Source organism: Rufibacter sp. JT20002, assembly GCF_056491185.1.
The window spans coordinates 481,856-506,901 of sequence record NZ_JBSZJY010000004.1; the positions used below are offsets into that span (position 1 = coordinate 481,856).

The 25,046-nt window shown below is 48.4% G+C and carries 22 protein-coding genes; 16 read left to right on the top strand and 6 right to left on the bottom strand.

From position 1 onward, the window contains the following. The first annotated feature begins 127 nt into the window (after positions 1–127). Complete coding sequence (locus ACW9SV_RS18825; RefSeq protein ID WP_479558313.1) at positions 128–916, top strand: M48 family metallopeptidase; 789 nt, start codon at positions 128–130, stop codon at positions 914–916. Between the two features lie 203 nt (positions 917–1,119). On the opposite strand, the gene ACW9SV_RS18830 is transcribed toward ACW9SV_RS18825, so the two are convergent. Together ACW9SV_RS18830 and ACW9SV_RS18835 are read right to left on the bottom strand one after the other, a co-directional pair. Beyond that, the gene (locus ACW9SV_RS18830; RefSeq protein WP_479558314.1) at positions 1,120–1,941 is read right to left on the bottom strand and encodes an exonuclease domain-containing protein; all 822 of its coding nucleotides are present in this window, start codon (positions 1,939–1,941) and stop codon (positions 1,120–1,122) included. Positions 1,942–1,950: 9 nt separating this feature from the next. Then, positions 1,951–3,333 carry a UDP-N-acetylmuramate--L-alanine ligase gene (locus tag ACW9SV_RS18835; protein ID WP_479558315.1) on the bottom strand — a complete coding sequence of 461 codons (1,383 nt, stop codon included), beginning with the start codon at positions 3,331–3,333 and terminating at the stop codon, positions 1,951–1,953. A 454-nt stretch (positions 3,334–3,787) separates the two neighbouring features. Here ACW9SV_RS18835 and dnaB point away from each other — a divergent pair, with 454 nt between their 5' ends. From dnaB to ACW9SV_RS18880, 9 genes are all read left to right on the top strand, one after another. After that, positions 3,788–5,353 carry a replicative DNA helicase gene (gene dnaB / locus ACW9SV_RS18840; protein ID WP_479558460.1) on the top strand — a complete coding sequence of 522 codons (1,566 nt, stop codon included), beginning with the start codon at positions 3,788–3,790 and terminating at the stop codon, positions 5,351–5,353. A gap of 208 nt (positions 5,354–5,561) precedes the next feature. Further along, a complete protein-coding gene (locus tag ACW9SV_RS18845; RefSeq protein ID WP_479558316.1) occupies positions 5,562–6,293 on the top strand; it encodes a TlpA family protein disulfide reductase in 732 nt (243 codons plus the stop codon). 216 nt (positions 6,294–6,509) lie between these two features. Further along, positions 6,510–6,959, top strand: coding sequence for a hypothetical protein (locus tag ACW9SV_RS18850; protein WP_479558317.1), 450 nt, complete (start codon positions 6,510–6,512; stop codon positions 6,957–6,959). Between the two features lie 122 nt (positions 6,960–7,081). After that, positions 7,082–9,094 carry a S41 family peptidase gene (locus tag ACW9SV_RS18855; RefSeq protein ID WP_479558318.1) on the top strand — a complete coding sequence of 671 codons (2,013 nt, stop codon included), beginning with the start codon at positions 7,082–7,084 and terminating at the stop codon, positions 9,092–9,094. 232 nt (positions 9,095–9,326) lie between these two features. Beyond that, positions 9,327–10,250 (top strand): class I SAM-dependent methyltransferase, encoded by a 924-nt coding sequence (locus ACW9SV_RS18860; RefSeq protein ID WP_479558319.1) that lies wholly within the window; start codon positions 9,327–9,329, stop codon positions 10,248–10,250. 151 nt (positions 10,251–10,401) lie between these two features. Beyond that, positions 10,402–10,782: a PH domain-containing protein gene (locus tag ACW9SV_RS18865; protein ID WP_479558320.1), complete on the top strand. Its 381-nt coding sequence runs from the start codon at positions 10,402–10,404 to the stop codon at positions 10,780–10,782. 195 nt (positions 10,783–10,977) lie between these two features. Further along, entirely contained in the window at positions 10,978–11,361 is a 384-nt protein-coding gene (locus tag ACW9SV_RS18870) for a methionine-R-sulfoxide reductase (protein ID WP_479558321.1), read from the top strand. A 15-nt stretch (positions 11,362–11,376) separates the two neighbouring features. Next, positions 11,377–11,832 carry an AAA family ATPase gene (locus tag ACW9SV_RS18875; RefSeq protein WP_479558322.1) on the top strand — a complete coding sequence of 152 codons (456 nt, stop codon included), beginning with the start codon at positions 11,377–11,379 and terminating at the stop codon, positions 11,830–11,832. Beyond that, positions 11,825–12,145, top strand: coding sequence for a peptide-methionine (R)-S-oxide reductase (locus ACW9SV_RS18880; RefSeq protein ID WP_479558323.1), 321 nt, complete (start codon positions 11,825–11,827; stop codon positions 12,143–12,145). The genes ACW9SV_RS18875 and ACW9SV_RS18880 overlap by 8 nt, the downstream gene beginning before the upstream one ends. A gap of 145 nt (positions 12,146–12,290) precedes the next feature. On the opposite strand, the gene msrA is transcribed toward ACW9SV_RS18880, so the two are convergent. Continuing rightward, complete coding sequence (msrA, locus tag ACW9SV_RS18885) at positions 12,291–12,983, bottom strand: peptide-methionine (S)-S-oxide reductase MsrA (RefSeq protein ID WP_479558324.1); 693 nt, start codon at positions 12,981–12,983, stop codon at positions 12,291–12,293. Positions 12,984–13,280: 297 nt separating this feature from the next. On the opposite strand from msrA, the gene ACW9SV_RS18890 reads away from it, so the two are divergent. The 6 genes from ACW9SV_RS18890 to ACW9SV_RS18915 all read left to right on the top strand — a co-directional run bounded on the left by ACW9SV_RS18890 (position 13,281) and on the right by ACW9SV_RS18915 (position 20,508). After that, complete coding sequence (locus ACW9SV_RS18890; protein WP_479558325.1) at positions 13,281–14,135, top strand: ABC transporter ATP-binding protein; 855 nt, start codon at positions 13,281–13,283, stop codon at positions 14,133–14,135. Then, entirely contained in the window at positions 14,119–14,895 is a 777-nt protein-coding gene (locus tag ACW9SV_RS18895) for a hypothetical protein (RefSeq protein ID WP_479558326.1), read from the top strand. The genes ACW9SV_RS18890 and ACW9SV_RS18895 overlap by 17 nt, the downstream gene beginning before the upstream one ends. A gap of 15 nt (positions 14,896–14,910) precedes the next feature. Further along, entirely contained in the window at positions 14,911–15,288 is a 378-nt protein-coding gene (locus tag ACW9SV_RS18900) for a GntR family transcriptional regulator (RefSeq protein ID WP_479558327.1), read from the top strand. A gap of 6 nt (positions 15,289–15,294) precedes the next feature. Beyond that, positions 15,295–16,047, top strand: coding sequence for a hypothetical protein (locus ACW9SV_RS18905; RefSeq protein ID WP_479558328.1), 753 nt, complete (start codon positions 15,295–15,297; stop codon positions 16,045–16,047). A gap of 625 nt (positions 16,048–16,672) precedes the next feature. Next, complete coding sequence (locus tag ACW9SV_RS18910) at positions 16,673–19,174, top strand: TonB-dependent receptor (protein WP_479558329.1); 2,502 nt, start codon at positions 16,673–16,675, stop codon at positions 19,172–19,174. A gap of 290 nt (positions 19,175–19,464) precedes the next feature. Beyond that, positions 19,465–20,508, top strand: a complete 1,044-nt coding sequence (locus tag ACW9SV_RS18915; RefSeq protein WP_479558330.1) for a 2Fe-2S iron-sulfur cluster-binding protein — start codon at positions 19,465–19,467, stop codon at positions 20,506–20,508. 98 nt (positions 20,509–20,606) lie between these two features. Here ACW9SV_RS18915 and ACW9SV_RS18920 read toward each other — a convergent pair whose 3' ends face one another. From ACW9SV_RS18920 to ACW9SV_RS18930, 3 genes are all read right to left on the bottom strand, one after another. Continuing rightward, positions 20,607–21,047 carry a hypothetical protein gene (locus tag ACW9SV_RS18920; protein WP_479558331.1) on the bottom strand — a complete coding sequence of 147 codons (441 nt, stop codon included), beginning with the start codon at positions 21,045–21,047 and terminating at the stop codon, positions 20,607–20,609. Between the two features lie 150 nt (positions 21,048–21,197). Further along, positions 21,198–23,666 (bottom strand): S9 family peptidase, encoded by a 2,469-nt coding sequence (locus tag ACW9SV_RS18925; protein ID WP_479558332.1) that lies wholly within the window; start codon positions 23,664–23,666, stop codon positions 21,198–21,200. A 121-nt stretch (positions 23,667–23,787) separates the two neighbouring features. Further along, positions 23,788–24,963, bottom strand: a complete 1,176-nt coding sequence (locus tag ACW9SV_RS18930) for a transglutaminase domain-containing protein (protein WP_479558333.1) — start codon at positions 24,961–24,963, stop codon at positions 23,788–23,790. Positions 24,964–25,046 lie beyond the last annotated feature (83 nt).

Below are 25,046 nucleotides of genomic sequence, written 5' to 3' on the forward strand. Positions count from 1 at the left end.
TGCCCCGGATTTCTGAGCGGCTATCACTTTGTCTCTTTTTCTCCGTATAGGTCATCGTTCCTATGCAGAGGGCAGCGCCGGAGCAGGATCTATTTTGTATTACCTTAATCTATCTATGAAAATGAGCATGTTTAGAAATGCACTTCTCTCGTTGGCGGTTCTGCTGATGGTAGGGTGTACCACCGTTCCTATCACCGGCCGCCGGCAAGTATCGCTGGTGGGTGACCAGGAAGTGATCCAGATGTCTTTCCAGGCCTACAATGACCTGTTGAAACAAAGCAAATTGTCTTCTAATGCCTCGCAAACCGCTATGGTGAAACGAGTAGGCCAGCGTATCCAAGGCGCCGTAGAAACCTTCATGCGCCAACAAGGAGCTTCGGCGCAGCTTGAAGGATACCAGTGGGAGTTCAACCTGATCCAGGATGACAAACAACAGAATGCCTTTGCCATGGCCGGAGGTAAAACTGCTGTGTACACCGGCTTGCTGCCCATCACCCAGAACGAGACCGGATTAGCGGTAGTGATGGGCCACGAAATTGCCCACGCTATTGCCAAGCATTCTAATGAGCGCATCAGTCAGCAGTTGTTAGCCCAATACGGGGGCGCTACTTTGGGATCTTTGAGCGGAGGAGCTTCTTCTCAGGTGATCAATGCGGCCTACGGTATTGGCGCGCAAGGTGTTCTTTTAAAGTGGGGTCGTACCCAAGAATCTGAAGCCGACCGTTTAGGCTTGATCTTTATGGCCATGGCCGGATACAACCCCGAAGCCGCGCTTTCCTTCTGGGAAAGAATGGCTGCCTCCAGCAACGGGCAATCACCACCTGAACTGCTGAGCACGCACCCTTCCAACGAGACTAGGATTGCGGATATCCAGAAGAACCTACCAGAAGCCAGAAAATACTACAAAGCCCGCTAGGCCATGAAAGCAAGAACAAAGTGGTTTATCTTCAGTACCGTTCTGATTGCCTTGTTACTGAAATCTGACAAAGCAAAGTAGGAACCCCTTGATACTCCTAAACAGAAAGGCCTCTTTCATCTGAAAGAGGCCTTTCTGTTTCTTGGCGGTTTTCAATAAAACGGCCCTTAACGGATTGCTAGAGTCTTATAAGCTGATTCTGATCACAGTTTCAAAGCTGTCTGCTGCAAAGCACCTCTAAGCTTGATGCGGGTCAGCACCTTCTTGGTGTAAAGCGGGAAGTCGCCTTTCATCATCCAGTCATAGTAGCTGGGTTCTTTCTTCAGCACATCTTCCACTGACACGTTCTTATGCTTCCCGAAATTAAAGACCTCTACACCGTTACTGTTGTACACAATGCGGCCAGAGAGGTCAGCGGTTTTCTGGAAGGTGAATTTGTGCAGGGCCTGCATGTCGTTCTGCACTGGGAATATGGCCTGGTCTTCGGCTCCGGGGAGAGGCACCTGGTCATACATTTCCACTTGTGATTTCAAAATTTCGTAGGTGGCAATGGTGTCCGCCTCGGCGGAGTGGGCGTTCTCCAGCGGTTTGTTGCAGTAGAACTTGTAAGCCGCTGAGAGGGTGCGCTGTTCCATCATGTGGAAGATGCGGCACACGTCTACAATGGAGCGGTTCTCAATGTCAAAGTCAATGTCTACGCGCAGAAACTCCTCGGCCAGCAAGGGAATGTCAAACTTGATGAGGTTAAAACCGCCCAGATCACAGCCTTTCAGAAATTCATCCAACGACCGAGCCAGCTTGGCGAAGGTAGGGCAATCAGCCACGTCATCGTCGTAGATTTTGTGAATCATGCTGGACTCAATGGGAATAGGAATGGTGGGGTTGACACGCGTGGTCTTGAGGATTTCCTCACCGTTAGGCATCACCTTGAGCATGCTTATTTCCACGATTCGGTCGCGGCAGATGTCCACTCCCGTGGTTTCCAGGTCAAAGAAGACAATGGGTTTGCGCAGATGTAATTTCATTGACTTGGTTTAAGAAGCGGTGATGGTATCTGCCAGTTTCTGCAAGTCCAGGTTCCCGAAGTTGCCAGATGTCATCATGAGCAGGTTTTTGTCTTTCCAGTTGTTGCTGAGCAGAAACTCCTGCAGGGCCTGGTTATCGGTGTACACTTCTATTCCTTCATCGCCGAAGGCCGCCTTTAAATCCTGTGGGTCCAGCGGAGGCATGCGCTTGTGTTCCAAGGTCTTCGGGTTAAAGTAGACAATCTTCACGTCTGGTGACAGGAACGTGCCTTTGTATTGCGGAAGAAAGTCTTTATTCAAACTGCTGAAGGTGTGCAGCTCCAGGCAGGCAATCAGCTGGCGGTCTGGGAATTGCTTTTTCAGTGCCTCAGACGTGGCTTTCAGCTTAGACGGTGCGTGCGCGAAATCTTTGTAGACCAGTGTGTGCTCGTTCTCACCTATTTTCTCCAGACGGCGGGCGGCTCCTTTGAAGGTAGCCAATGCCTCATAGAATGCCTGTCCTTTAATACCGATTTGCTTGCAGACTTCTTTGGCTGCGCTGATGTTGCGCAGGTTGTGCTCACCGAATAATTGGATTTCTACATCATCCTTTTTGGTTTTGAGCACGGTTTTGCCGCTTTTCTTGATTTTGTGCTCGTGGATGGTGTACCCAATATAATTCACGTCTGAGTTGTTGGGCACGCATACTTCCTGCACCTGCTCATCGTCCTGGTTGTAAATAAGGGTGCCTGCTTTTGGCGTCATGTCCACGAAAATGCGGAACTGCTCGCGGTAATTTTCCTCCGTGGGGAACACGTTGATGTGGTCCCACGATATACCGCTGATCACGCCAATGTGGTGGTGGTACTTATGGATCTTGGGCACGCGCTGAATAGGGGAGGACAGGTACTCATCGCCTTCAATGATAATGATAGGAGCGTCCTCGGTGAGTTTCACCATCAGGTCAAAGCCTTCCAGCTGGGCACCTACTGCATAGTCAAACTGGCGGTTATGGTATTTCAGTACGTGCAGGATGATAGACGTGATGGACGTCTTTCCATGGCTGCCCGCAATCACAATGCGCTGCTTGTTCTTTGACTGCTCGTAGATGAACTCGGGGAAAGAGAAAATAGGAATGTTGTGTTCCTGGGCGTAGAGCAGCTCGGGGTTATCCGGGCGGGCGTGCATGCCCACAATCACGGCATCAGGGCGGGAATGAAGCTTTTCGGGGAACCAGCCTTCTGCTTCGGGGAGTAACCCTTCGGCTGCTAATCGGCCTTTGGCCGGTTCAAAAATCTCATCGTCTGAGCCTGTTACTTTCAGGCCTTTCCGGTGCAATGCCAGGGCGAGGTTATGCATAATGCTACCTCCGATGGCAATCATGTGAATGTGTTGATACGCCTCTGTACTCATGTAGTCTCAATCAAAGAGAGCAAATGTAGTGATTTTAGAATACGACCTTCTACGAGACCCGCAACCGATTTGTGGATATCTCCCATGAAATTTGTGGATTACTCTTCCGGTGATGTCAGCCGAAGTCCCAATGAATAGCGCCAACAGTTCAAAAATGCGCCTCTGTGCGCCTCTGGTTTAGGTGTGGTTTCACAAAAAAAGCCTTTAAACGGAAGCGTAGCTATTGTGCAAACTGCTGCAAAATAAATCATGCAGATAACTTGTATTGAGTATATTGCTTTAAGCACAGGTAATTTCTTCAAATTCCTTTTCTGTCCTCTAGTGGCATTGACCTAAAGAAAATCAGCGAGATAGGTTTCTGGTCAGGCATTCTGCTTTTGGAGTGTGGATATGTAGGTCTTTTTTGTGGATTACCGGAAGCCTGAACTTAGTTACATTTGCTTTTATGGAGGAGATGAAATTAAAAGCGACGCGAGGTAAGGCTGCCTGGAACCCCAAGCAGACCGTATCTCCGGGAATGGGAAAGCTTCCGCCGCAGGCGTTGGAGCTGGAAGAGGCGGTATTGGGTGCGCTCATGTTGGAGAAAGACGCCCTTACGGCCGTAATTGACTTATTAAAACCCCAAAGTTTTTACAAAGACGCGCATCAGCGCATATTTAAAGCGATTCTGGCTTTGTTTGACAAATCAGAGCCGATCGATATTTTGACAGTTACACAGGAACTGCGCGAGCAGGGGGAACTGGAGTTTGTGGGCGGTGCCTTTTACGTGACGCAGCTCACGACCCGCATCAACTCAGCGGCGAACATTGAGTTTCACGCTCGTATCATCACGGAGGCCGCCATCAAGCGCGACCTCATCAGTATTTCTTCTGAAGTATTAGGCCGCGCCTACGAAGACACCACCGACGTATTCGACCTGCTGGACTCCACCGAGGCTAAACTGTTTGAGGTGTCTGAAAGCAACATCCGGAAGAACTTTGATGACATGCAGTCGTTGATGCACAAAGCCATCAAAGAACTGGAAGCGAAGAAAAGCCAGAAAGAAGGCTTGACCGGGGTACCTAGTGGCTTCAATGCCTTGGACCGTGTAACCTCTGGCTGGCAGCCTTCTGACTTAGTCATCCTTGCCGCCCGTCCAGCGATGGGAAAGACGGCGTTCGTGGTTTCGGCCATGCGGAACGCCGCCGTGGATTTCAACAAAGGCGTGGCGATCTTCTCTCTGGAGATGTCGTCCATTCAGTTGGTTAACCGTCTTATCTCGGCCGAGGCTGAGCTGGAAGGGGAGAAGATCAAAAAAGGTAACCTCGCCGACTACGAGTGGGCGCAGCTGAACCACAAAATTTCCCGTCTAAGCCAGGCGCCTATTTTCATTGACGACACCCCGGGTCTTTCTATCAGGGAGCTTCGGACCAAATGCCGCCGTTTGAAAGCTCAGCATGACATCCAGATGGTCATCATTGACTACCTGCAGCTCATGAGCGGTAACACCGAAGGCAAAGGCGGCGGTAACCGTGAACAGGAAATTGCGTCTATCTCTCGGGCTCTGAAGCAGCTCGCCAAGGAATTGAACGTGCCGGTAATTGCGCTTTCGCAGTTGAGCCGGGCCGTGGAAACCCGAGGCGGTGACAAAAAGCCAATGCTTTCTGACTTACGTGAATCTGGGTCCATTGAGCAGGATGCGGATATGGTGGTGTTCCTGTACCGTCCGGAATACTACGGTATCACCGAGGATGAGATGGGTAACCCAACCTTAGGCGTGGGTGAGGTCATCATAGCCAAACACCGGAACGGTGAAGTGGGTAGCGTTTTCCTAAAGTTTATCGGAAAGTACACCAAATTCGGGAACCTGGAAGACGGTTTCGGCGGCGGTGGCAGCATAGACAGTGGCGGCGGATTCCCGACCTCCGACTTCGACGGACCACCGGCGGGCGGCGGCCCAAGTACCATTCGGTTAGGCAGCAAAATGAATGATGGTGGCGGATTCCCTGCTTCTTCGTTTGACGATGCGCCTCCGTTTTAAAGCTTTTTTGGAGAAATCAGGCATAAAAGGCCGCTTCTGTTTAGGAGCGGCCTTTTCGTTTTACCTCTTGTTTTGAAGAATCTAGCCTAAAACAAGTTTGATAGTGTATATTAGAAACTCTTAATATTCCGTTGAGGGTGAAACTACCAATTTCCTTGCCCACCTATCATTAGTATCTATAAACAAACTTATTCTTTAGTAAACCTTCATGAAAAGAATCGCCTACACTATTTTACTTGCTTCATTATCATGGTCTTGCACCAAAGAAGTTCAACAGGCGGCAGAAATTTTACCAGAGGAGAAGGTTTATTTGGCAAGCATCGAAAGCAAAATACAGCAGTACCGGGAAGACTCTCAAAAATATTGGGACAGGAGTGATGCAGAGAATGCCCAAAAGTACCGCGACTCCATCAAAGCAGTCATTGTCAACACCTACCTCAAAGAACATAGCTTCACCTCTCTGAATGGTGCTGTATTTGAGACTGCCAAACAGGCCAAGCCTCTGTTCCTGCAGGTGACGGCTTCCTGGTGCGTGCCTTGCCAGGCGGAAATCCCGGCATTAAACCAGATTGCGGAGAAGTACCAAGATCAGGTAAATTTTGTCCTTTTGTTCCAGGACCCGGCAGACAGGCTTACAAACCTTTCCAAAGAATACAATTCTACCATCACCTTGGTACCTTCCAATAAGGAAGTGTCAGACCCCAATACCATTGACATTTCTGGTTTCAGGCACACCATGGGCTTTCCCAGCAACTACCTGATCACCGCTGAAAACAAGGTGGTCAACTTTAGCCAGGGAGCACAAGCCGCCAGAACTTACACAGGCGAGGACGGGAAAGAAGTCATCATCACCGTGGAAGAAGCAAACCGGCAGAACTTTGCTCGGTTAGAAGCTGAGGTCAAAGAATTGCTACACAAGTCTTCCGTAACTAACCTTTAAAACATCGCCACTTCGCGTCTAAAGAGATCACCTGAACTTTGCAACTCAAATTCTTAATACGTTTTAGCCTTGTCTTATAAAAATAGGTCTAAATCTACGGACAAAGCAGAGTAATATGACCGTAATACCGTATAGAACCGGATTGGGTGGGATCGTTATTTTCGTTTCTGCCTCCGTTGTGGTAAGTTCGTGGTAGTGTTGGCTTAGATTCATCTAATGAATACGTTTCAATTAAAGAGAGGCATCCTGCGGTTAGAGGGAGACCGGATTTTCATCAGTGGTAATCAAGCCGGTTATGTGAAAGTGCTGCACCTTCTTTCGGCCATCTGCTGGACGGCTTTTTTCTCCCTCCAAGCGCAAAAACATTACAAAACTTATCTGCTCACCCACCAATTTTACCAACTGCTTTTCACCGCCATATCGGTGGGCATTGTGCTGTTTTGGCTCTACGTGGGCTATACCAGGGGCTTGAAAGATGCAGGTCGTGACGAGATTGATGTGAAGCAGATTGTGAAAGCCCAAAAGAAACTCCGGTCCTCAGACGAGGTGCCCATGATTACCCTTTTCCTGAATGACAACCGGCGGAAAACACTTGAATTCAGCCATCTGGATGACCTTCATTTCGCTGATTCATTAGCAGGAAGGGGCGTGCTCATTGTAGAGTAGCAAAATAAGCCACTGCTTCCAGCCGTTCTTAAACTGAACTTGCTTCTAGGTACTTTTTCTAAAAAGGTACTAGAAACCAATACAGGTAGACAAAAGGTGGGGAAGCATTATTAACAACCCGCATGGGTAGGAACCTGTGGGAGTACCCTTTGATTAGGTGCTTTGAGGCAGGCAACTTTTACTTTCAGGTGATGAACGGGCCGGAGAAGATTTTCATTATGAGGAACAACTACACAAAACCATCCTTTGTTTGTAAGGTCTCGCAATGCCGGGTAAATGGCTGGGCTCTTTTCCTGTTGGCTAGTCTCTTATTAATAATTGAGGGAAGGGCCTGGGCTCAGGAAAACTTTGACACCGAGAAGCAGTTGTACTATTTTCGGGTTTGGGGACATCTGAAGTACCACCATCCTGCTTCGGCTACCGGCAAACTGAACGCCGATTCTGTTTTCCTGGCGTACCTTCCCCTGGTAGACTCCGCTAAAAACCAGAAACAGGTAAATGCCGTCTTCAAACAGTTGCTCAAAGATGTGGGCGTACCCGAGGGGCAGAAACAGGGGCCGCAGAAAGATGATCCCAAAGGCTCTTTCCTGCTCAAGAACCTGGATGACTCCTGGCGCACTAAGTCAAAGTTCCTGACTTCCCAGAACCGCAAAACGCTAAACCAGATTTTTGAACGACGCTACACCGGTGATAAGCACCATTACACCTATGTGCGCAACAATCCTTACGGCGGCACCATGCCCCATGAGCCGGAGTATGCCACTGAGACCACCGAAAATTTACCGTATCCTTTGCGTATGTTGGCCCTGGCCAAGTTCAAGGCCTTTGTAGACTATCTCTATCCATACAAGCACCTCATGGACCAGAACTGGGATGCGGTGGTTAGCCAGTACCTACCCCAGTTTGCCCAATGCCCCTCACGCGAGGAGTATGAGCGTTTACTCATGGCCGTGAATGCCAACCTAGATGACACCCAGGCATACTCTTTCTTTAGGCAACTGCACCACCGCGAAAAGCTATTTAAGAACCATTATTACCCGCCCTTTGATTACCAGGTAGCCGAAAACAAGATTGTGGTTACCGCGGTGATTGATGAGGCGCTTTGTAAACGGTCCAACATCCGCCGGGGCGATATCATTGAAGGGCTGGACAGTGTTCAGATTGCCGAGTGGGTGCGTGCCTTAGATCCGCTGTTATCCGTTTCAAACGAATCTTCTTTGTGGAGCAGGGTAGGGGAATGGGGCGATAACTTGTTGTTCCGGTCAGAGGATGCTGAGATGCAGGTGCAACTCACCCGGGCTGATAAGCCCATCACAACTACTCTCCGCTTGATGGACCCTAGCCAAGCCGCCAAGGCGAAACTCATAGACGCCTATTTTAAAAAGAAGCAAGCCGTACCGGCTAAGAAGAGTAAAGGTCTGGTGTACGCAGCCAAAGGGATTGTCCACTTTAAGATCAATGATACCTTCCGGATGATCAAAGATGAGGACTCTGAGGAAGATTACCGCCTCATGGACTCGCTCTTTACCCGCGCTATGAAAGCCAGGGGAATGATCTTTGACATGCGCGGAGAGCCCGATAACAGCGACTTCGTGTTCCATTACGTGTACAAGAAGTTTGGGAAGCAGAACCACTATTTTGCCCGCTATTTTCAGTTGAACCCTTACCAACCAGGATCTTACCGCCTGCTTACCCAACCAGAAGTCTATTACCCCACTGAGATTACCCCGGATGAAGCCACTTACCCGGGCAAGGTGGTCATTCTGGTGAACGGCACCACGCAAACCATTGGAGAGTGGCATACCATGAGCCTGCAGCGTCTTTTCCCGGGCAGCATCACCATGGGGGAGCAAACCGCGGGTGCCGATGGTGACGTGAAAAGGATAGTGCTTCCGGGCAAGTATGTGGTGGCGCTTTCTGGTAACGGAATCTTTTACCCCAACAATGCGGTTACCCAACGCTTGGGCGTGCAGCTGGACGAGGTGGTACGACCCACCATTAAAGGTGTACTCTCCAAAAAAGACGAACTGCTGGAGAAGGCTATTGAAACCATTGGCGCAGAGGAAGAGAAAGTACAGACCAAGAAGGCAGAGCCTAAGAAAGCAGAAACCAAAAAGGCGCAGGCAAAAAAGTAGTCTGGCTTTTCATTTTATCTACCCTGCGGGTGTATCGGTTTGCTTCGTTGAAAGCACATCCGGTACACCCGCAGTTTTTTAACTCATAAAAAAGACCTCTTTCTAGGTAATCTTCTCCAATGCTTTCTGATTCACTCTTCCTTTTATAAAAGAAACTACTATATTTAGTTATAAATAATATTGGTTCTTTATAATAAAAGAATCTTAACTATCCCTATATCCTTATTTCTACATGATAAACAAGCTTAAGCACACGGTAAGAGACAGAATAGTCAATGCGGTACGGCCAATGGTTGAAGGTATGGTGAAGCAGAGGCTGTTGCCCATGGATAGCAGGGTGTTGGACAACTCGTTTATCACGGGTAAATTATTGCCCTATAATACCACCTCTACTGAGTACATTGTCAAGGTAGAAAAGGATGGAAGAAGTTCTGCCTCCACTCTTCCGATTCCGCCTTTGGAGTACTGGGAGGGTTACGCTGAAACAGAGGAGGATTACTTGGCAGGCGGCCGGAAAGACATGGCTGCGATGCTTTCCATTCTGAACGAGGCCAATGAATCCCCCTTAACGCTGACGAAGGTGTTGGACTTAGGGTGCGCGGCCGGAAGGATGTTGCGGCATTACCCGGCGCTCACCGATAAAACCGAGTTATGGGGTTCTGACATCAACGCGAAATACATTAACTGGTGCCAGCAGAATTTTGATGATCCTTTTTACTTCCTCACCAATACCACCGCTCCGCATTTACCTTTTGAAGACAACTCCTTTGATTTGGTGTACTGCGGCTCGGTTTTTACCCACATCACCGATACCGCCGATGCCTGGCTTCTGGAGATAAAAAGGATTCTCCGGAAAGGAGGTTACGCCTACGTGACCATCCATGACGAGCACACGCTGGACCTCATGTTCACCAAGTACAAAGACGATCCTTTGTTTTTTTACTTTATAGACGCGGTCCAAAAGTTCTATGAGCAGCAATCGGCCGAGGAGCTGCAGAACTACGTCTACTTTACCATTTTTTCAGACCCGGCCTCTCAGATATTCTACAACCGGGAGTACCTGGTCAAAAAATGGTCCCGCTTTGCCAACATAGTGTCAGTGACTCCCGAAGCTCACGACCACCAAACGGCAATTCTGTTACAAAAGCCGTTTTAAAGGACTTTGATTAGGCAGTAATTCAGATTGAAGTTAGATTCAATTAGCTGGTTTTCTCGTTCAGCCCGTTGTTTTGGGGTGCAATTAAGTAGAAACTTTCGGCAAAGTTTTACGAGTAATTTATCTTATAACTCAAATAAAGAATACACCTATGGGGTTCTTTTCAGCAATATTAGGAAACGCCGGGGCGGTAAACCCAGAGACTTTACTCAGAGACTTTGGCAAATTGCTGGCCGAGGGGGAAGAGATAGAATTGGGGTTCAAGTTGATCAGGGATACTTTCATCTTCACTTCTAAAAGGCTGATCCTGATTGAGGTGCAGGGGCTTACTGGAAATAAGGTGGAGTACCTGTCCATCTCCTACAAAAGCATCTCAAGGTTTAGTGTTGAAACTGCCGGTACTTTTGAATTGGATGCCGAACTCAAAATCTGGGTATCTTCAGAGGCAGAGCCCAGCATCCGGAAACGCTTTAACAAATCAGTGAATGTGTACGAGGTGCAGAAAGTGCTGGCCATGCATGTGTTACGGTAGCTCCGCCACCTTCAGAAGACTATCAAAGGTTCGCCACTTCTTTTTTAGAGGTGGCGATTTGTTTTTAGGGTAGTTTCCTGGAATCAACCACAAAAGAGGCTTTTATAATTCTCTTTACCTTTGCATCGTTGGTATCAGAGCAACGAGATCCCTCTTATTTGAGTACAAACCCCAGAAATTAACTTCAACTGAGTTATGGAAAACCAAGAGAAAAAATATAATGACCTCACCCCCGAGGAAGAATACGTGATTTTGCACAAAGGCACGGAAAGGCCTTTCACCGGAAAACTGTACACTGTGAAAGAACCCGGTACCTATGTCTGCCGCCGCTGCAACGCGCCATTGTACCGTTCAGAAGATAAGTTTGAGTCACATTGCGGATGGCCCAGCTTTGATGATGAAATCCCTGGGGCGGTGACGCGCGTACCAGACGCAGATGGTCGCCGGACCGAGATCGTTTGCTCTAACTGTGGAGGCCACTTGGGCCACGTATTCCTAGGTGAGCGGTTCACCGCTAAAAACACCCGACACTGCGTTAATTCCATTTCTATGGCGTTTGTACCCGCCCAAGACAAATAATCTAAAAAAACGCGGTTGGAAGCCATTCTCTTCATGGGCCTGCAAGCATCTGGGAAGTCAACGTTTTACAAGAAGCATTTCTTTAACTCCCACGTACGCATCAGCCTGGATCTGCTGAAGACCCGCAACCGGGAGCGGCTGTTCCTGCAACTGTGCCTGAAAACAAGCGCAAAACTGGTGGTTGACAATACCAATCCCCGGAAAGAGGATAGGGCAGGGTACATCGCCCTGCTGAAAGAGCGCCGATACCAAGTGGTAGGGTATTATTTTCAAACAACCATTCAGGACGCTCTTGCCCGAAACCGTGCCCGCGAAGGAAAAGACAAAGTAAAAGACATAGCCCTGTATGACGTCCGTAATAAGCTAGAGGTCCCCTCGTTTTCAGAAGGATTTGACCGGCTGTTCAGCGTACGTATTCAGGGCGATGCTTTTGTGGTTGAAGAGTGGGTAAAGGAAGAAGGACATGTTTGAAAACCGGAAAATAGACTGGGATAAAAACGCCCAACAACAGGAGGCTGGAACCTACGTCTGCCGGCAATGTGGTTCTTCCTTGTTTTCCTCCGGGCAGAAGTTCGACTCTAAGACTGGCTTCCCTAGTTTTTGGGCCCATTTAGGCGAAAACGTACAACAACACCTGCTAGATACGTACGACCGCGACCGCATTCAATTACTTTGTCACCAATGCGGCCTCCATTTGGGTCACCTGTTTCAGGATGCCAGAACTCCCAGCCAAGTCAGGTACTGTATCAACGCCGATTCCATTCACCTGCAGAAAAAAGAATGAGTTTTGGAATCCACGCTGACAGCCTCATACTTTTAAGCAAAAAATAGGTAGCCTTGGTTTGAAAGGGAGTTTTGAGTCTTTTGTAACCTTTCCTTTTAGCCCGTTTTAGCAAAAACACCCGGGAACCACCTTGGTCAAAAAGAGGTCACCGTATGAACGGCAAATCACCTAGGCCCTTCGCCAAGAAATGGGCCAAAAGAGTTTGCTGTACCGGATAGGAGAGGCCTAGGCTTCCCATTTCCTCCATAAACTGCTCTTGCTCACCGTTGCCACCCACATATCCGTTTACCCGAGTCACTGCGGTTGAATTGTTGAAAGCCTCTTCTTTGGGGTAGATTTTCTGTAACTCCTGCAAAACCGTTGTAACCCGCCTCAATTTCCATTTCTGGTGGCGTTCCTCAGCCAGGTAAAAAGCAGAATAGGGTATTAGCTCTGTCTGTACTTTCTCCTTAAACTGGATTTCTGCTTCCTGAATGGCTTCTCGGGCCGCTTTCTCCTGATCCGGAGAATGGAAGAATAATGCTGAGGTGTACTGCCGTTTGCGGGGTTCTTTGGTAGGCGTATGATGGCCGAAGAATAACTTCAGCAACTGCTGGTAGGTCACCAGTTCTGGGTCATAGTCAAGCTGAACGGTTTCTATGTGGTCTCCGAGGATTCGGTAGGTGGGGTTTTCCGTGGTTCCCCCGGCAAAGCCGACCCGGGTTCTAATGACGCCAGGGGTAGCGCCAAACAAAGACTCTGGCCCCCAGAAACAGCCCATGGCAAACGTAGCTGTTTGGGTAGAGGAGTAGGTGAGCTTGTCTAGGGCAGGTAATTTATCTTCTTCAAAAGGGTTCATGGGTCCTTTTACGCAAAACAAGAGAAGACGTGAATGGCCCACCTAGTACACCTCCGCGTAAGGCAAACTCCGCTAAACGCATTCAAATTCCAAGTTTGAGTGAGACAATAAACCTGTTAAGTTTTGAAAGAAGGTGGCCTTTAAAACCCCTCAAACGACGTTTGGAGGCTGTTTTCTTTGTTTAATGCTGTAAACCCTACCTATTCTTTAAAATATTTTAACCAAGGTATTGCTTTTGTAAAAACACTTTCTACATTTGTAGTGTACTATGTAACTAATACAGTAAACAAGGTCGCTATGATACACATCAACAACTTGAGTTTCGGGTACAAGAAGAACAAATTGCTGTTCAATAACCTGCAGTTATCACTTACCAGAGGGCACATCTATGGTTTGCTGGGGAAAAACGGTGCCGGTAAGTCTACGTTGCTGAAGAACATCATCGGGTTGGTGTACCCAACGGCGGGTTCCTGTACCATAGACGGTGCCGATGTGTCTAAGCGTTCGCCGGAAGTGCTCGCCAACATTTACTTCCTTCCGGAGGAGGTGTACGTGCCTTCCATTACCACGGCAAGATTCATTTCTAACACCGCGCGTTTTTACCCCAAATTCAACGAGGAGCAATTCCATACATACTTGTCAGAGTTTGACGTTCCCCGCGACTCGGTATTGGACAAGCTTTCGTTTGGGCAGCAGAAAAAGGTGATGATCGCGTTTGGGTTGGCCACCAACACCGACCTGCTGATCATGGATGAACCTACCAACGGGCTTGACATTCCCTCCAAGATCCAGTTCCGGAAAATCATTGCCTCGGCGCTAACCGAAGAACGGTGCGTGATTATTTCCTCCCACCAGATCCGTGATTTGGAGAGCTTGATTGATACCTTGATCATCATGCACGACCACGAGGTAGTGGTGAACCAGGAGTTAGACAGAATTGCCGAGAAATTGGTGTTCACCACCCTAACTTCCACCGATGGCTACGAGGTATTGTATTCCGAGGAATCATTCAGAGGGAAAAATGTCATTCTGCCAAACCATGAGGGGGTGTATAGCCGGGTAGACATGGAACTTCTCTTTAACGCCGTAATTGCCGGAAACAGACCAATGCTTCACCTCTTACAAACTGAACAATATGAAAACGCAATTTAGCCTCACCCGCTTCTGGTGGTTGTTCCAAAAACACACTGCTGAGCACTTCAAATACTACCTGATGTCTGCGGCCGTCTTGATGGGGATTATGACCCTGTTTATGGGTTTTCTTATCATCGTGGAGGAAATTCCCATGAATGCAGAAAAGCAAACCTATATTTTCATTATTTTGCTTTTAGCAGCAGGTCCGATATTCACCAGCACTATTTTCTCTGACTTAGGAGATAAGAGAAAAGCCATTGCCTCCCTTACCTTGCCCGCCTCTCATTTTGAAAAGTACCTGGTAGGTTGGCTTTACTCCTATGTCATTTTTCAGGTGGTGTATATTGCCTGTTTTTACCTGGTAGCGGTCATCTTATTGCCTTTAGATGACTGGGGTGGGGAGGAGATAGAGTACATGCAACTGTATTCTCAGGAAAACGGGCAGGTATTTGCCTTAACCACTTATTTCTTGCTGCACTCATTGGCCTTGCTGGGCTCCATCTTCTTTGAGAAGTGGCAATTTATTAAAACTGCCTTACTTTTTTTCGCGTTCGGGTTGCTGTTGGTCATCCTTAATAAACCTTTCATGCAGACCATCATAGGCCGCGAACTGGATGAGGTGATCCCTTTTGCCTCCATCACTTTGTTGGAAGCCGGAGAATATTTCTCTATTGGCTTTCCTGATGAAAACGAATTTCTGGTCACCCTGGCTTTGATGGGAACGGCCGTGCTGTTGTGGGCCAGTGCCTACTTTAAGTTAAAAGAGAAACAAGTGTAGGCTAAACTAGAAAGTATGGAATTTAGAAATAATGAAGCCATTTACCTGCAGATTGCCGCGTACGTAAGCGAAAACATTTTGCTGGGCAAATGGCTGCCAGAAGATAAGATACCCTCCGTGCGAGAGCTGGCGGTAGAATTGCAGGTAAACCCCAATACTGTCATGCGCACCTTTGAATACCTCCAGAACCAAGAAGTAATTTACAACAAGAGAGGGATAGGCTTCTTTGTGACCCAAGACGGAGTTGGCAAGGTAAAGAAGCACCGCAAAGAACGCTTCATACAGCAAGATCTGCCCGAGTTCTTCCGAAATGTCTTTTTACTGGACATACCTCTGGAAGAACTGCAGGAACGCTACGAGCAATTTAAATCAGAACATTTCACCCTTAATTAGAAGATCATGAAAAAGAGTACTATCCTTATAGTGTCAGCTTTGGTCTTTTTCCTGGGCACCTTAACGGCTTTCAACTTCGTGATGAAAGCAGAATATGAAACAGGACACTACAAAGACCCCTATCATGAGTTTGTTTCACGGGATTTTACCGGGTTTGATGCCGTAGAAGTAAACGGAACCACCAGTTTAGCAGCTAGTAAAATAGCTTTAAAAATAGTACAAGGTCCATACAAGGTCAGTTTGCATAACCGGGTGCAGGACTTTGTTCAAATAAAACAAGAAGGAAATAAACTAGTGATAGAGGTCAACAAAAAAGAGAAAAATTCCTGGACCAACAATCGTCATGTGGTGTACATCTCTTGTCCTAAACTAAATGCGCTGACCACTACTACAGATTATACCATAGCCGGAAAGCCTCACCAGGATTTGTACTTTAATGACTCGTACATCTATAGAACAGTGCAGGTGGTAGGTTTTGAGCAGGACAGTCTAAAACTCACGCAGGACCATGCTACTACCGTGGAACTGATAAAAACTAAACTTGGACACCTAAATGGGATATTAGGTTTAAGCCCGGGGAGCGGCTCCAAACTTGTTATTGGTAAAGAAAACCAAATCAACTCTGCTGCACTTGACATCAAAAACAAAAGCACCTTATTCATGCATGATGTGGTGATTCCTTCTGTCTCTTACCAATTCTCTGACAGTGCCAGAGCAGAGTTTTCTGGTAAGGCTTTAGGGCTAGTAAGCCATAAGTAGTAAGAACGGGAGGGGAAGAGTTTTAATAGGTTTGTACTTTTCTCCTCCCTGCCTTATCTCAAAATTGTAATTCTTGGTTTGGTGCCCTTGCCAGGAAAACAGCACAAAACCAATATGCTTGTATTTTCCTAATCCTATTCTCTGCAGAAATTCTTGATGATATAGCCTGCCACAGGAATACTTCAACTAACAATCCCGCTAAAACCCTTTTCTATTTACTATCACCGATTAGTTTGATTTACTTCGAACGTTTTGAACCTGCTCCTTTTTGTACGGCTGCTTAGAAGCGGTTGAACCGGTAATGATGCTCAGAAACGATCCTGCCATGTTTTCGCAGGGAAGAACGTGCATGGTTAGTACTGCCTGTTAATCTTTAGACGCTGGTTTTTCGCCCACCAGTTACTTCCAGAATGTAGGGAAGTTGAAGTTTGTCACATTTTTTCCGCCTTTCATCACATTTAGTTTCCGCTAAGCAGGAGGCTCCCTATTCTTGCTTCATAAAATTTCTTCTCCCTGATCGGCATTCGGGTTAGAGTGTTTGAAATATTCAAATAGGAATGGCGCCAGAAAGGTGCCCTGAGATAGTATTGTTTTAAGTTTTCTTTTACTTAATAAAACCAGACTTATGAAAAAAGTTGTACTCATGGCTGTGGCCGGCATCCTGGTCGCGCAGCACAGTTTTGCCCAAACTCCCCAAGACAAGCCCCAAAACAGCAAACCCTCGCCGGCTGTTACCACCTCTGTACCCAAAGGCAACGGGAAAATATCTGGGGTGGTTTTAGACGGAGGAGGGCAGAAACCGATTGAATTTGCCACCATTACCTTGATTGACAAAGCCACCGGAAAAACAGTAGACGGCACCGTGTCAGACAACAAAGGAAAGTTCTCGTTGGTACGGGTGGCTCCGGGACAGTACAGCGTATCCATCAGTTTTATGGGGTATGAAACCAAGATGGTGGAGAACATCTCACTGGGCAACAAAGACGAAGCAAACGTGGGGGTTATTGCGTTGAAAACCGATGCCAAGGTACTGGATGAAGTGGCGGTAGTGGGAGATAAGCTGCTCATTGAAGACAAAGTAGACCGCATGGTATACAATGCCGAGAAAGACCTTACCAACGCAGGGGGCACGGCCAGTGATGTCCTGAAGAAAGTACCTGGGGTAACAGTAGATTTGGAGGGGAACGTGAATCTGCGCGGAAGCTCCAACTTACGGGTGCTCATCAACAACAAACCCTCGGCGGTGATGGCGGCCAGCGTGGCCGATGCCTTGCAGCAGATTCCTGCTGATCAGATCAAAAGCGTGGAGATCATCACCAACCCATCGGCTAAGTATGATGCAGAAGGCACCGCCGGAATCATCAACATCATCACCAAGAAAAACAACCTGCAGGGGATAAACGGCACCGTGAACGCCACTTATGGCAACCGCGCCAGCAACGTAAACGGCAATGTGAATTACCGAAAAGGTAAGTTTGGGGTGAACACTACCTTAGGCCGTATGTGGCGCAATAACCCCCTGGAAAGTACTAGAGAGACAAATTACACCGGGATAGAAGGCATTGATCGGTTGAGCCAAACCATGGATGGAAAACGCAACGGCGAGTTCCAGATGATCCAGTTCGGGGCCGATTACGACCTCAGCAAAAAAAGCAGCTTATCGGCGGGCTTACGGATGCAGAGCGGGGAGTTTACGTTCAAGACTTCCCAGGTCTCCACGCAGTTCCTGAACGGAGGCATTATCGCGGGAAACACCAGAAACAACCGCAGTAACTTTGACAACCTGAACTATGACCTCAACCTGGATTTTACGAGCCAATTATCAAAACCAGGCCAGGAACTCAGCGTGTTGGGCTTGTTAAGCCGCAGCAACCGAAACAACGACAACTTTGCCGATGTGCTGAACCTTGAACAGCAATTGACGCTGAAAGAGAACTACTTCAATGAGGCGTACAACGAGGAAAAGACCCTGCAGATAGATTACACCCATCCGTTCAAAAACAAGCATCAATTAGAAATGGGCGCCAAAGCCATTTTGCGTTACGCCGAGAGTGATTTCCAGTTCCTGCAAGCCAATCCGGCTATTGCGCCTTTTGTCCTGGTTCCTGACCGCACTGATGTGTTTGAATATGATCAGAACGTGGGGGCGGCATATGCTTCCTATGAGTTCAGCGTGAACAAGAAATACAACTTCAAGTTTGGTACCCGCTACGAGTACACCCACGTGCGGGGCGACTTTACCTCTACCAAGACTTCAGTGGCGCAGGATTATGACAACTTAATCCCCAGCATAGCCATCTCCCGATCTCTGAAAAACAATCAGACGTTGAAATTCAACTACACCAAACGCATTCAGCGGCCACAGTTAAGCTACCTCAATCCTTTTGAAAACCGCACGGATACGTTCAACATCCAGGTAGGAAATCCTAACCTGCAGGCCGAGATCACCAATGCCTATGAACTGGGGTACAGTACCTTTTTCAAGAACGGGTTCTCTGTGAATGCTACGTTCTACTGGAGGCAAACCAACAACTCCATTGAACCCTATACCTTACCGAACCAGGATGGGGTGAACTATACCACTTTCGCCAATATCGGCCGGAATTCAAGCTACGGGGTAAGCCTTTTCAGTAGCGCCAAGTTCCTGAAGAAAGGAAATTTGAGCGGCAACCTGAATGTCTTTTACGTAGACCTGCAAAGCGAAAACTCCTTCCTGAATGCTTCCAATTCCAGCATGATGTATAACGCCAACCTGAACCTTTCCTATGCCTTTAACAAAGGAATCAGTGCTCAGGCTTTTGGCCAGTACAATTCACCCCGAGTGACCTTACAAGGCAAAATGTATCCTTTCACCGTGTTTAACTTTGCCTTGAAAAAAGAGATTCTGAACAAGAATGCCAGCATCACGGTGGGCGTGGAAAACCCTTTCTCTGAAACCCTGAGACAGCGAAACATCTTCAGAACACCTTCGGTGGAGCAGACCAGCAACATGTACATCTATGCGCGTCAATTCAAGGTAACAGGCAGCTACAAGTTTGGGAAAGTAACCACCAAAGGCCAACCTAAACGCAAGAAGAAAATCAACAACGATGACGCTAAATCAGAAAGTGATGCCAACGCCAACTAACAGGTGTCCATTTTTACTGTTTGTGGTAGGTAACCAGAGTTTTAGGTCATCTGGCTTTTAGGATTAGTTTTATGATGATCGTCTTTATCCTGATTGGACTTTTAATGGCTAGTATGTAGAAAATAGACCTAAAACAAGGAGGCGTTTTACACGTGATTTTACTAAAGCAAAGGCAATCCATTAGGGTTGCCTTTGTTCATTTAAGAAGGCTTAGGTATTTTGCTGTTTGGGTGATCTCTGTTTGGGGTAATTCCGTTTAGAGACAAATCAACTTTGAAAGCACTTCCTGCATGACTCCTGATTACCTGTCCCTCACCATCACTCAAATCAAAGAAGAAGTACCGGGCGTAAAGACTTTGGTGTTTGGCGGGGAAGATGCCCAGAAGATCACGTATTTGCCCGGCCAATACCTCACCTTGGTGGCCCAAGGCAGACAAGAAGAAATCAGGAGATCGTACTCCATTACCTCGGCCCCGGCATTACAGGAGCCTTTGGCCATTGGAGTGAAAAGGATTGAGAATGGCTTTCTGTCGCGCAGGTTAGTGGACCAGGCCAAAGCTGGGGACACGGTGCTCACGATTGGGGCTGCCGGTTTTTTTACATTGCCTGAGGATCTTTCGCCGTACAAGCAAGTTTATTTCTGGGCTGCCGGAAGTGGCATTACGCCTATCTATGCTCTCCTGAAAACCATTCTGCATTCTCACCCTAGTATCTCTGTTGTTCTGGTGTATAGCAACCACTCGCCCGAGACCACCATTTACCTTCAGGAGTTGACGTTATTGGCGGAGCAGAACCCAGACCGTTTCCAATTGAGACTTCTGTTCAGCATTTCCCCTAAGTTGAATGAAGCTAGGCTACACAAAGATTTGTTGAAGCAGTTTGTCAGGCAATATGCAAGAGTGTCTCTGGCTGAAATATTATGTTATGTATGTGGGCCGGAGAATTACCGCCGCTTATGTTTGTATGGTTTGCGGGAGATAGGAGTTCCTGCGGCTAACATAAGGCAGGAGACGTTCAGCACCACCAAGATCCAGACAAGGGAAACGCCGCCTGATACAGACCCACATACGGTTACTCTTCAGTACAAAGGCCAGAGTCACAAACTTCAGGCGCAATACCCAGAGACCATTCTGCAAACCGCTAAGAAGGCTGGGCTTTCCTTGCCTTACAGTTGTGAGGCGGGCCGGTGCGGCAACTGCGCTGCTATCTGCCAACAAGGAAAAGTCTGGATGTCGTACAACGAGGTCCTCACTGAAAGGGAAGTAGCCTCCGGGTTAGTCTTGACGTGCGTGGGGTATGCCGTTGGGGGAGATGTGGTACTAAAGGTGCTGTAACGTCTTCGTTTTAAAGACCGTTTGGCGAACAAAAGGGTAAAAAACCAAAAAGGCAGCTACAAGAGAGTGGCTGCCTTTTTAGATACAGAAGTATAACATTATTTGGTCGGGGAAAAGGGGGAATTTTCCTTGCCCACAGTGAGCAGCCATTCCATTGCAGGGGGCACATGCTCAAACATCTTGATCTGGAATTTGTCTCCGATGTGTTGGTGCAATTGGTGAAATGACATCTGCCCGTACACCCCCGGGGCCAACACCTGGCTCATATAATGTAACCCAAGTTCCATCACCTTTGGGGTCCAGTACTGCACAATCCATTCGTTTGCGACATCCCAAGGACCGATCAACTCTTTGTGGTTGTTCAATAGCCGGGGACAAGGCAGTTCCTCCATTAACTTGATGTAATAGCTTCCCCCTTGCTTCACCGTATCCAGGGTCTGGATGCCTATCCATTGCGCATGAATGTATTCGTTTTCGGGCGCACGTTCTGCGATCAGGAAAACGTCTCCATTTGCTTTTTTCAATTCAACTTTCGACATGAGGAGGTAATTATTGTCAAGGAATTGGGCAAAGATACTATTCTTCGCTTATCCCTTGCTGTTGTTTTTATGGGTATTCTTTGGTAGAAATACGGAAAACAAAAAAGGCAGGCGATTTTTGCCAGCCCTTTTTGCACCTATTTGTTCCCTTTACCGCTTGGTCTGCGGTTGGGGTTTGTTTTTGACATATTTCTCCAGCCACTGGTCCATCTCCCACAACATGTGCATGATAGATTCTTTGGCGCCGTACCCGTGGCTCTCTGCAGGCAGGAACACTAGGCGGGTGGTGGCACCGTGGCCTTTAAGGGCATTGTAGAAGCGCTCGCTTTGTATAGGGAACGTTCCTGAATTGTTATCGGCCTCGCCGTGGATCATGAGTAAAGGCGTCTTGATCTTGTCTGCGTAATTGAACGGCGACATTTTCGCGTACACCTCGGGGGCTTGCCAGAACGTACGTTCCTCAGCCTGGAAGCCAAAGGGAGTAAGTGTGCGGTTGTAGGCGCCGCTGCGGGCAATGCCGGCCGCAAACAGATCTGAATGCGCCAGCAGGTTGGCTGTCATAAACGCACCGTAAGAATGCCCTCCTACAGCTACTCTGTTAGGGTCTGCGATGCCCATTTTGGCTACCTCATCAATGGCGGCTTTGGCGCTGCCCAGCAACTGCTCTACATACGTGTCATTAGGTTCAGCATCGCCCTCGCCCACAATTGGGAAATCGGTGCGGTCCAGAACGGCGTAGCCTCTGGTGACCCAGAACAGGGGAGAGCCGTAGTTGATGCGAGTAAACTCATAAGGCGAGCTTTTTACTTGTCCGGCACTGGCGGCATCTTTGAACTCCCGTGGGTAGGCCCACATAAGCATAGGTAGGCGGCCTTGTTCTTTCTTGTAGCCTTTAGGGGTGTAAAGAGTGGCCGTTAGCGTTACCCCATCATTGCGTTTGTAGGTGAGTAACTGCTTGTCCACGCCAATCAGCTCAGGAGAGGGATGCGGGAATTTGGTTACAGCGGTCAGTTTCTTTGAGCCCACCTGCCGTAGGAAATAGTTAGGCGGATCGTTCTCAGACTCGCGGCGGGTTATAAAGGTGCCCTTCTCGGCATTAATCACATCAACCGGAAGTTCATAATACGGAGCCTCTGAGCGCCAAAGAATATCGGCTTTCTTGGTGTTTACGTTAAACTTGCTCAAAAACGGCCGGTTCCCCTGCGGCGAACCTCCTTCGCTGATCATGTACAGATGCTGGCCTATTTTATCCGTTAGAAGTACGCTTCGGCCGAATTGGTTTTTAGTCATGACGGGTGACCCCGGATCTGTGTACAGGTCTTCGTATGAGCGTTCCACCAGCACCACTGGCTCAGCACCAGGTTGGCTTGGTTTAACTCGCAGACGACGCTCCTGGCGGGTTCTCCACCAGCGTTCCGTCACTAGTGCCAGGTCATTGTTTCCCCAGGTGATGCCGCTGAAGCGCAGCTTAGTGCCTACCAAAGCCACGGGTTTCTCTGAGAAAGGAGCAGTTTGGGTGTAGACGATATCCCTTACCGGAACGTCTTTCTTGTCATCGCCTCCGTCCTGGGCTTCTACCCAATACAACGTAGCTGGTTGATCGGCGCGCCAGGCCACGTTCCTGGGGCCAGCTGCCACGGCGTTGAATCCTACAGGGATGTTTTCACCCAAAGGAATATCGGCTATCTGCTTCACCACTTTGCCTGACCGGTCCCACACCTGCACGGTGTAGGGGAACAAACTGGAAGGCACCAGATACGAGTATGGTCGATGGGTATTGGCCACCAGCACATACTGCCCGTCTGGCGAAACACTGAACGAACGGATAATGCCCTGACTGCCTAAGTTAGTTTGTTTTCCATCAAGGGAGACTTGCACCAACTGGCTGGTGAGGTAATAATCAAACAGGGCTTCGTCCTGCCGATTTTTAAGTAAGTCTTGGTAGGTGCGGGAAGGAGCGGTGCGGCCCAGGTTTTCTTGGATGATGGGCCCAACGGGAGTGGTGTTGCTTTTGGGTGCTTCGCCGCGTGAAGGGTTTACTAGTTTTACCAAAAGGTTTTTGCTGTCTGGGGTCCAACTGAAGGCATTGCCCCAGGCGTCGTTCACGGCAGCGGAAGTGAGTTTCTGAGCTTTTCTGTCAGCAGCAGAGATGACCCACAATTCAATGCCATTGGAAACGGTGTTCAGGAAGGCCACCATTTTCTCGTCTGGTGACCAGGTCACATCGGTGATCTTGGCGTTGCTGGGCAGGCCCTGGATGGCAAACTCCTGGCCTCCCGTTACTTTCTTGAACTTGAGGTTATGGAAAGAGGAACCACGGCTGGCCCCATTCACCGCCGGGTTAATGCGCAGACCGCCAATACGAGCCTCGGGCGCAGCCACCTCTTCAATGGAAGGATATCCGGCCCGCTCCATGAGCAACATCCATTCTCCTTTAGAATCAAAGAGAACGGAAGGAGTGGCAGGGGCCTCAATCAGCTTGGCAATGGACTCGGCGGGGCGTTGGTAGGGGAGGTTCAGGTCTTTGTTTCCCTGGGCCAGGGCGGCAGGCCCTGTTAAGGAAAGCGCCAGAAACCAAACCGCCAACCTGGAGCGGCTGGAAATGACTTTGTGTGACATGTTTGTGTAGTTGGTGGAAGGATGTAAAAGCTAATATAGCTAAATCTCCTGACTTCTGTTTAGGGCTTTGTTTGATCAAAATAGCCCTAAACGAAGCTCCCACCATCACAACCTAATACAATTAATTCGTGTCAGCCAAGGCTTGTTTGTAGAAGAGGGCATTGCGCTGTTTTACCGGGGTGTTCAGGTATCTTGCTACAAAAGCCTCTTGTTTCTCCGCCTGCAGCAAGGCCTTTTCTACCATGGCTTTCATGTTCTGCAGCGAAAGAAAAAGACTTGTATTATCCTCAGGTTTAATCTGCTGCAGAAATTGCTTCGCCTCTAACAGCTTTTCTGTACATTTCTGAGGCATTTTCTTCAACTCCTGGTCAGACTTAGCGGGCTGGAACCGGTTGTTGCGGTACCGGGTGAATTGGTTTAGTTTGTCGATGGCTGCATTGAAAGATTTGACCGCCTGGTTGTACAGGTCTACGGTTTGGTTGTGGTGTACCACGGCCAGGTTTTTCTTCACGTGGTTTAGTTGTTCCAAGGCCACTGCCGGAATTACCTTGTTCTCCGAAATTCTTCTAATAGTGCCCTCCAGTTGCGCTTTGCTGGTAGACGCCTGGTAAACGGCAAGGGAATCCCGGAAATAGAAGACCGGCTTGCGGGTAGGGGTTAAAGCCCTTGGGGATAGAAACTCTTGGTAGGTAAGCGGCTGAGTCAGGAACTGGAACAGAGGGTCAAACGGGATGTGGGTCTGAATCATTTTGGCGGGGGCTACCATGAAGTACCGGTCATTGATGCGCGAGACAAACATTCCGTTGTCTACATAGCCCGCCCCCCAGGTGGGGTCAAACAGGTACCACTGACCACCAATCTGAGCGGCGCACCAGGCGTGCGTCATGGGTGTAGAAGTACCCCGCTGGATGACAAAACCGGTAATCAGGTGCGCTTGTATGCCTGTTTTGGCGCAAAGGTCAGAAAAGACCTCGGCATAGCCTTGGCAAAGGGCTCTTTTGGTAGAAAGCGTTTGGGTGATGAGCGCTTCCTTCTCATAGTAGCGGGGCATGTTGGTCAAAGCCAGCACGTCATAGCTTATGTTGGTGGCAAGCCACTGGTAAATGGCCTTCACTTTCTCCTGCGGCGTTTTGTAGTGGCTGTTGACAAACCGGGCAATGCCTTCCGTGGTTTTGGCTTGCGACACCGGTATCACGGGTGCACCTTGCGGCCCCCTGTCCGGGGAGGCGATGGTTCCCTGGGCAAAAGACGGTAAGGAGAAGAAAAAAAGTAAAATATAAAAAGCTAGCTTAGCCATTCTGTAACGCCCTGAAAAGAAGGAGGATCTGTGTTTCTTGTAACGACCAAACAGCGCCTGGTATGATATCGTTTCAGGGTTTG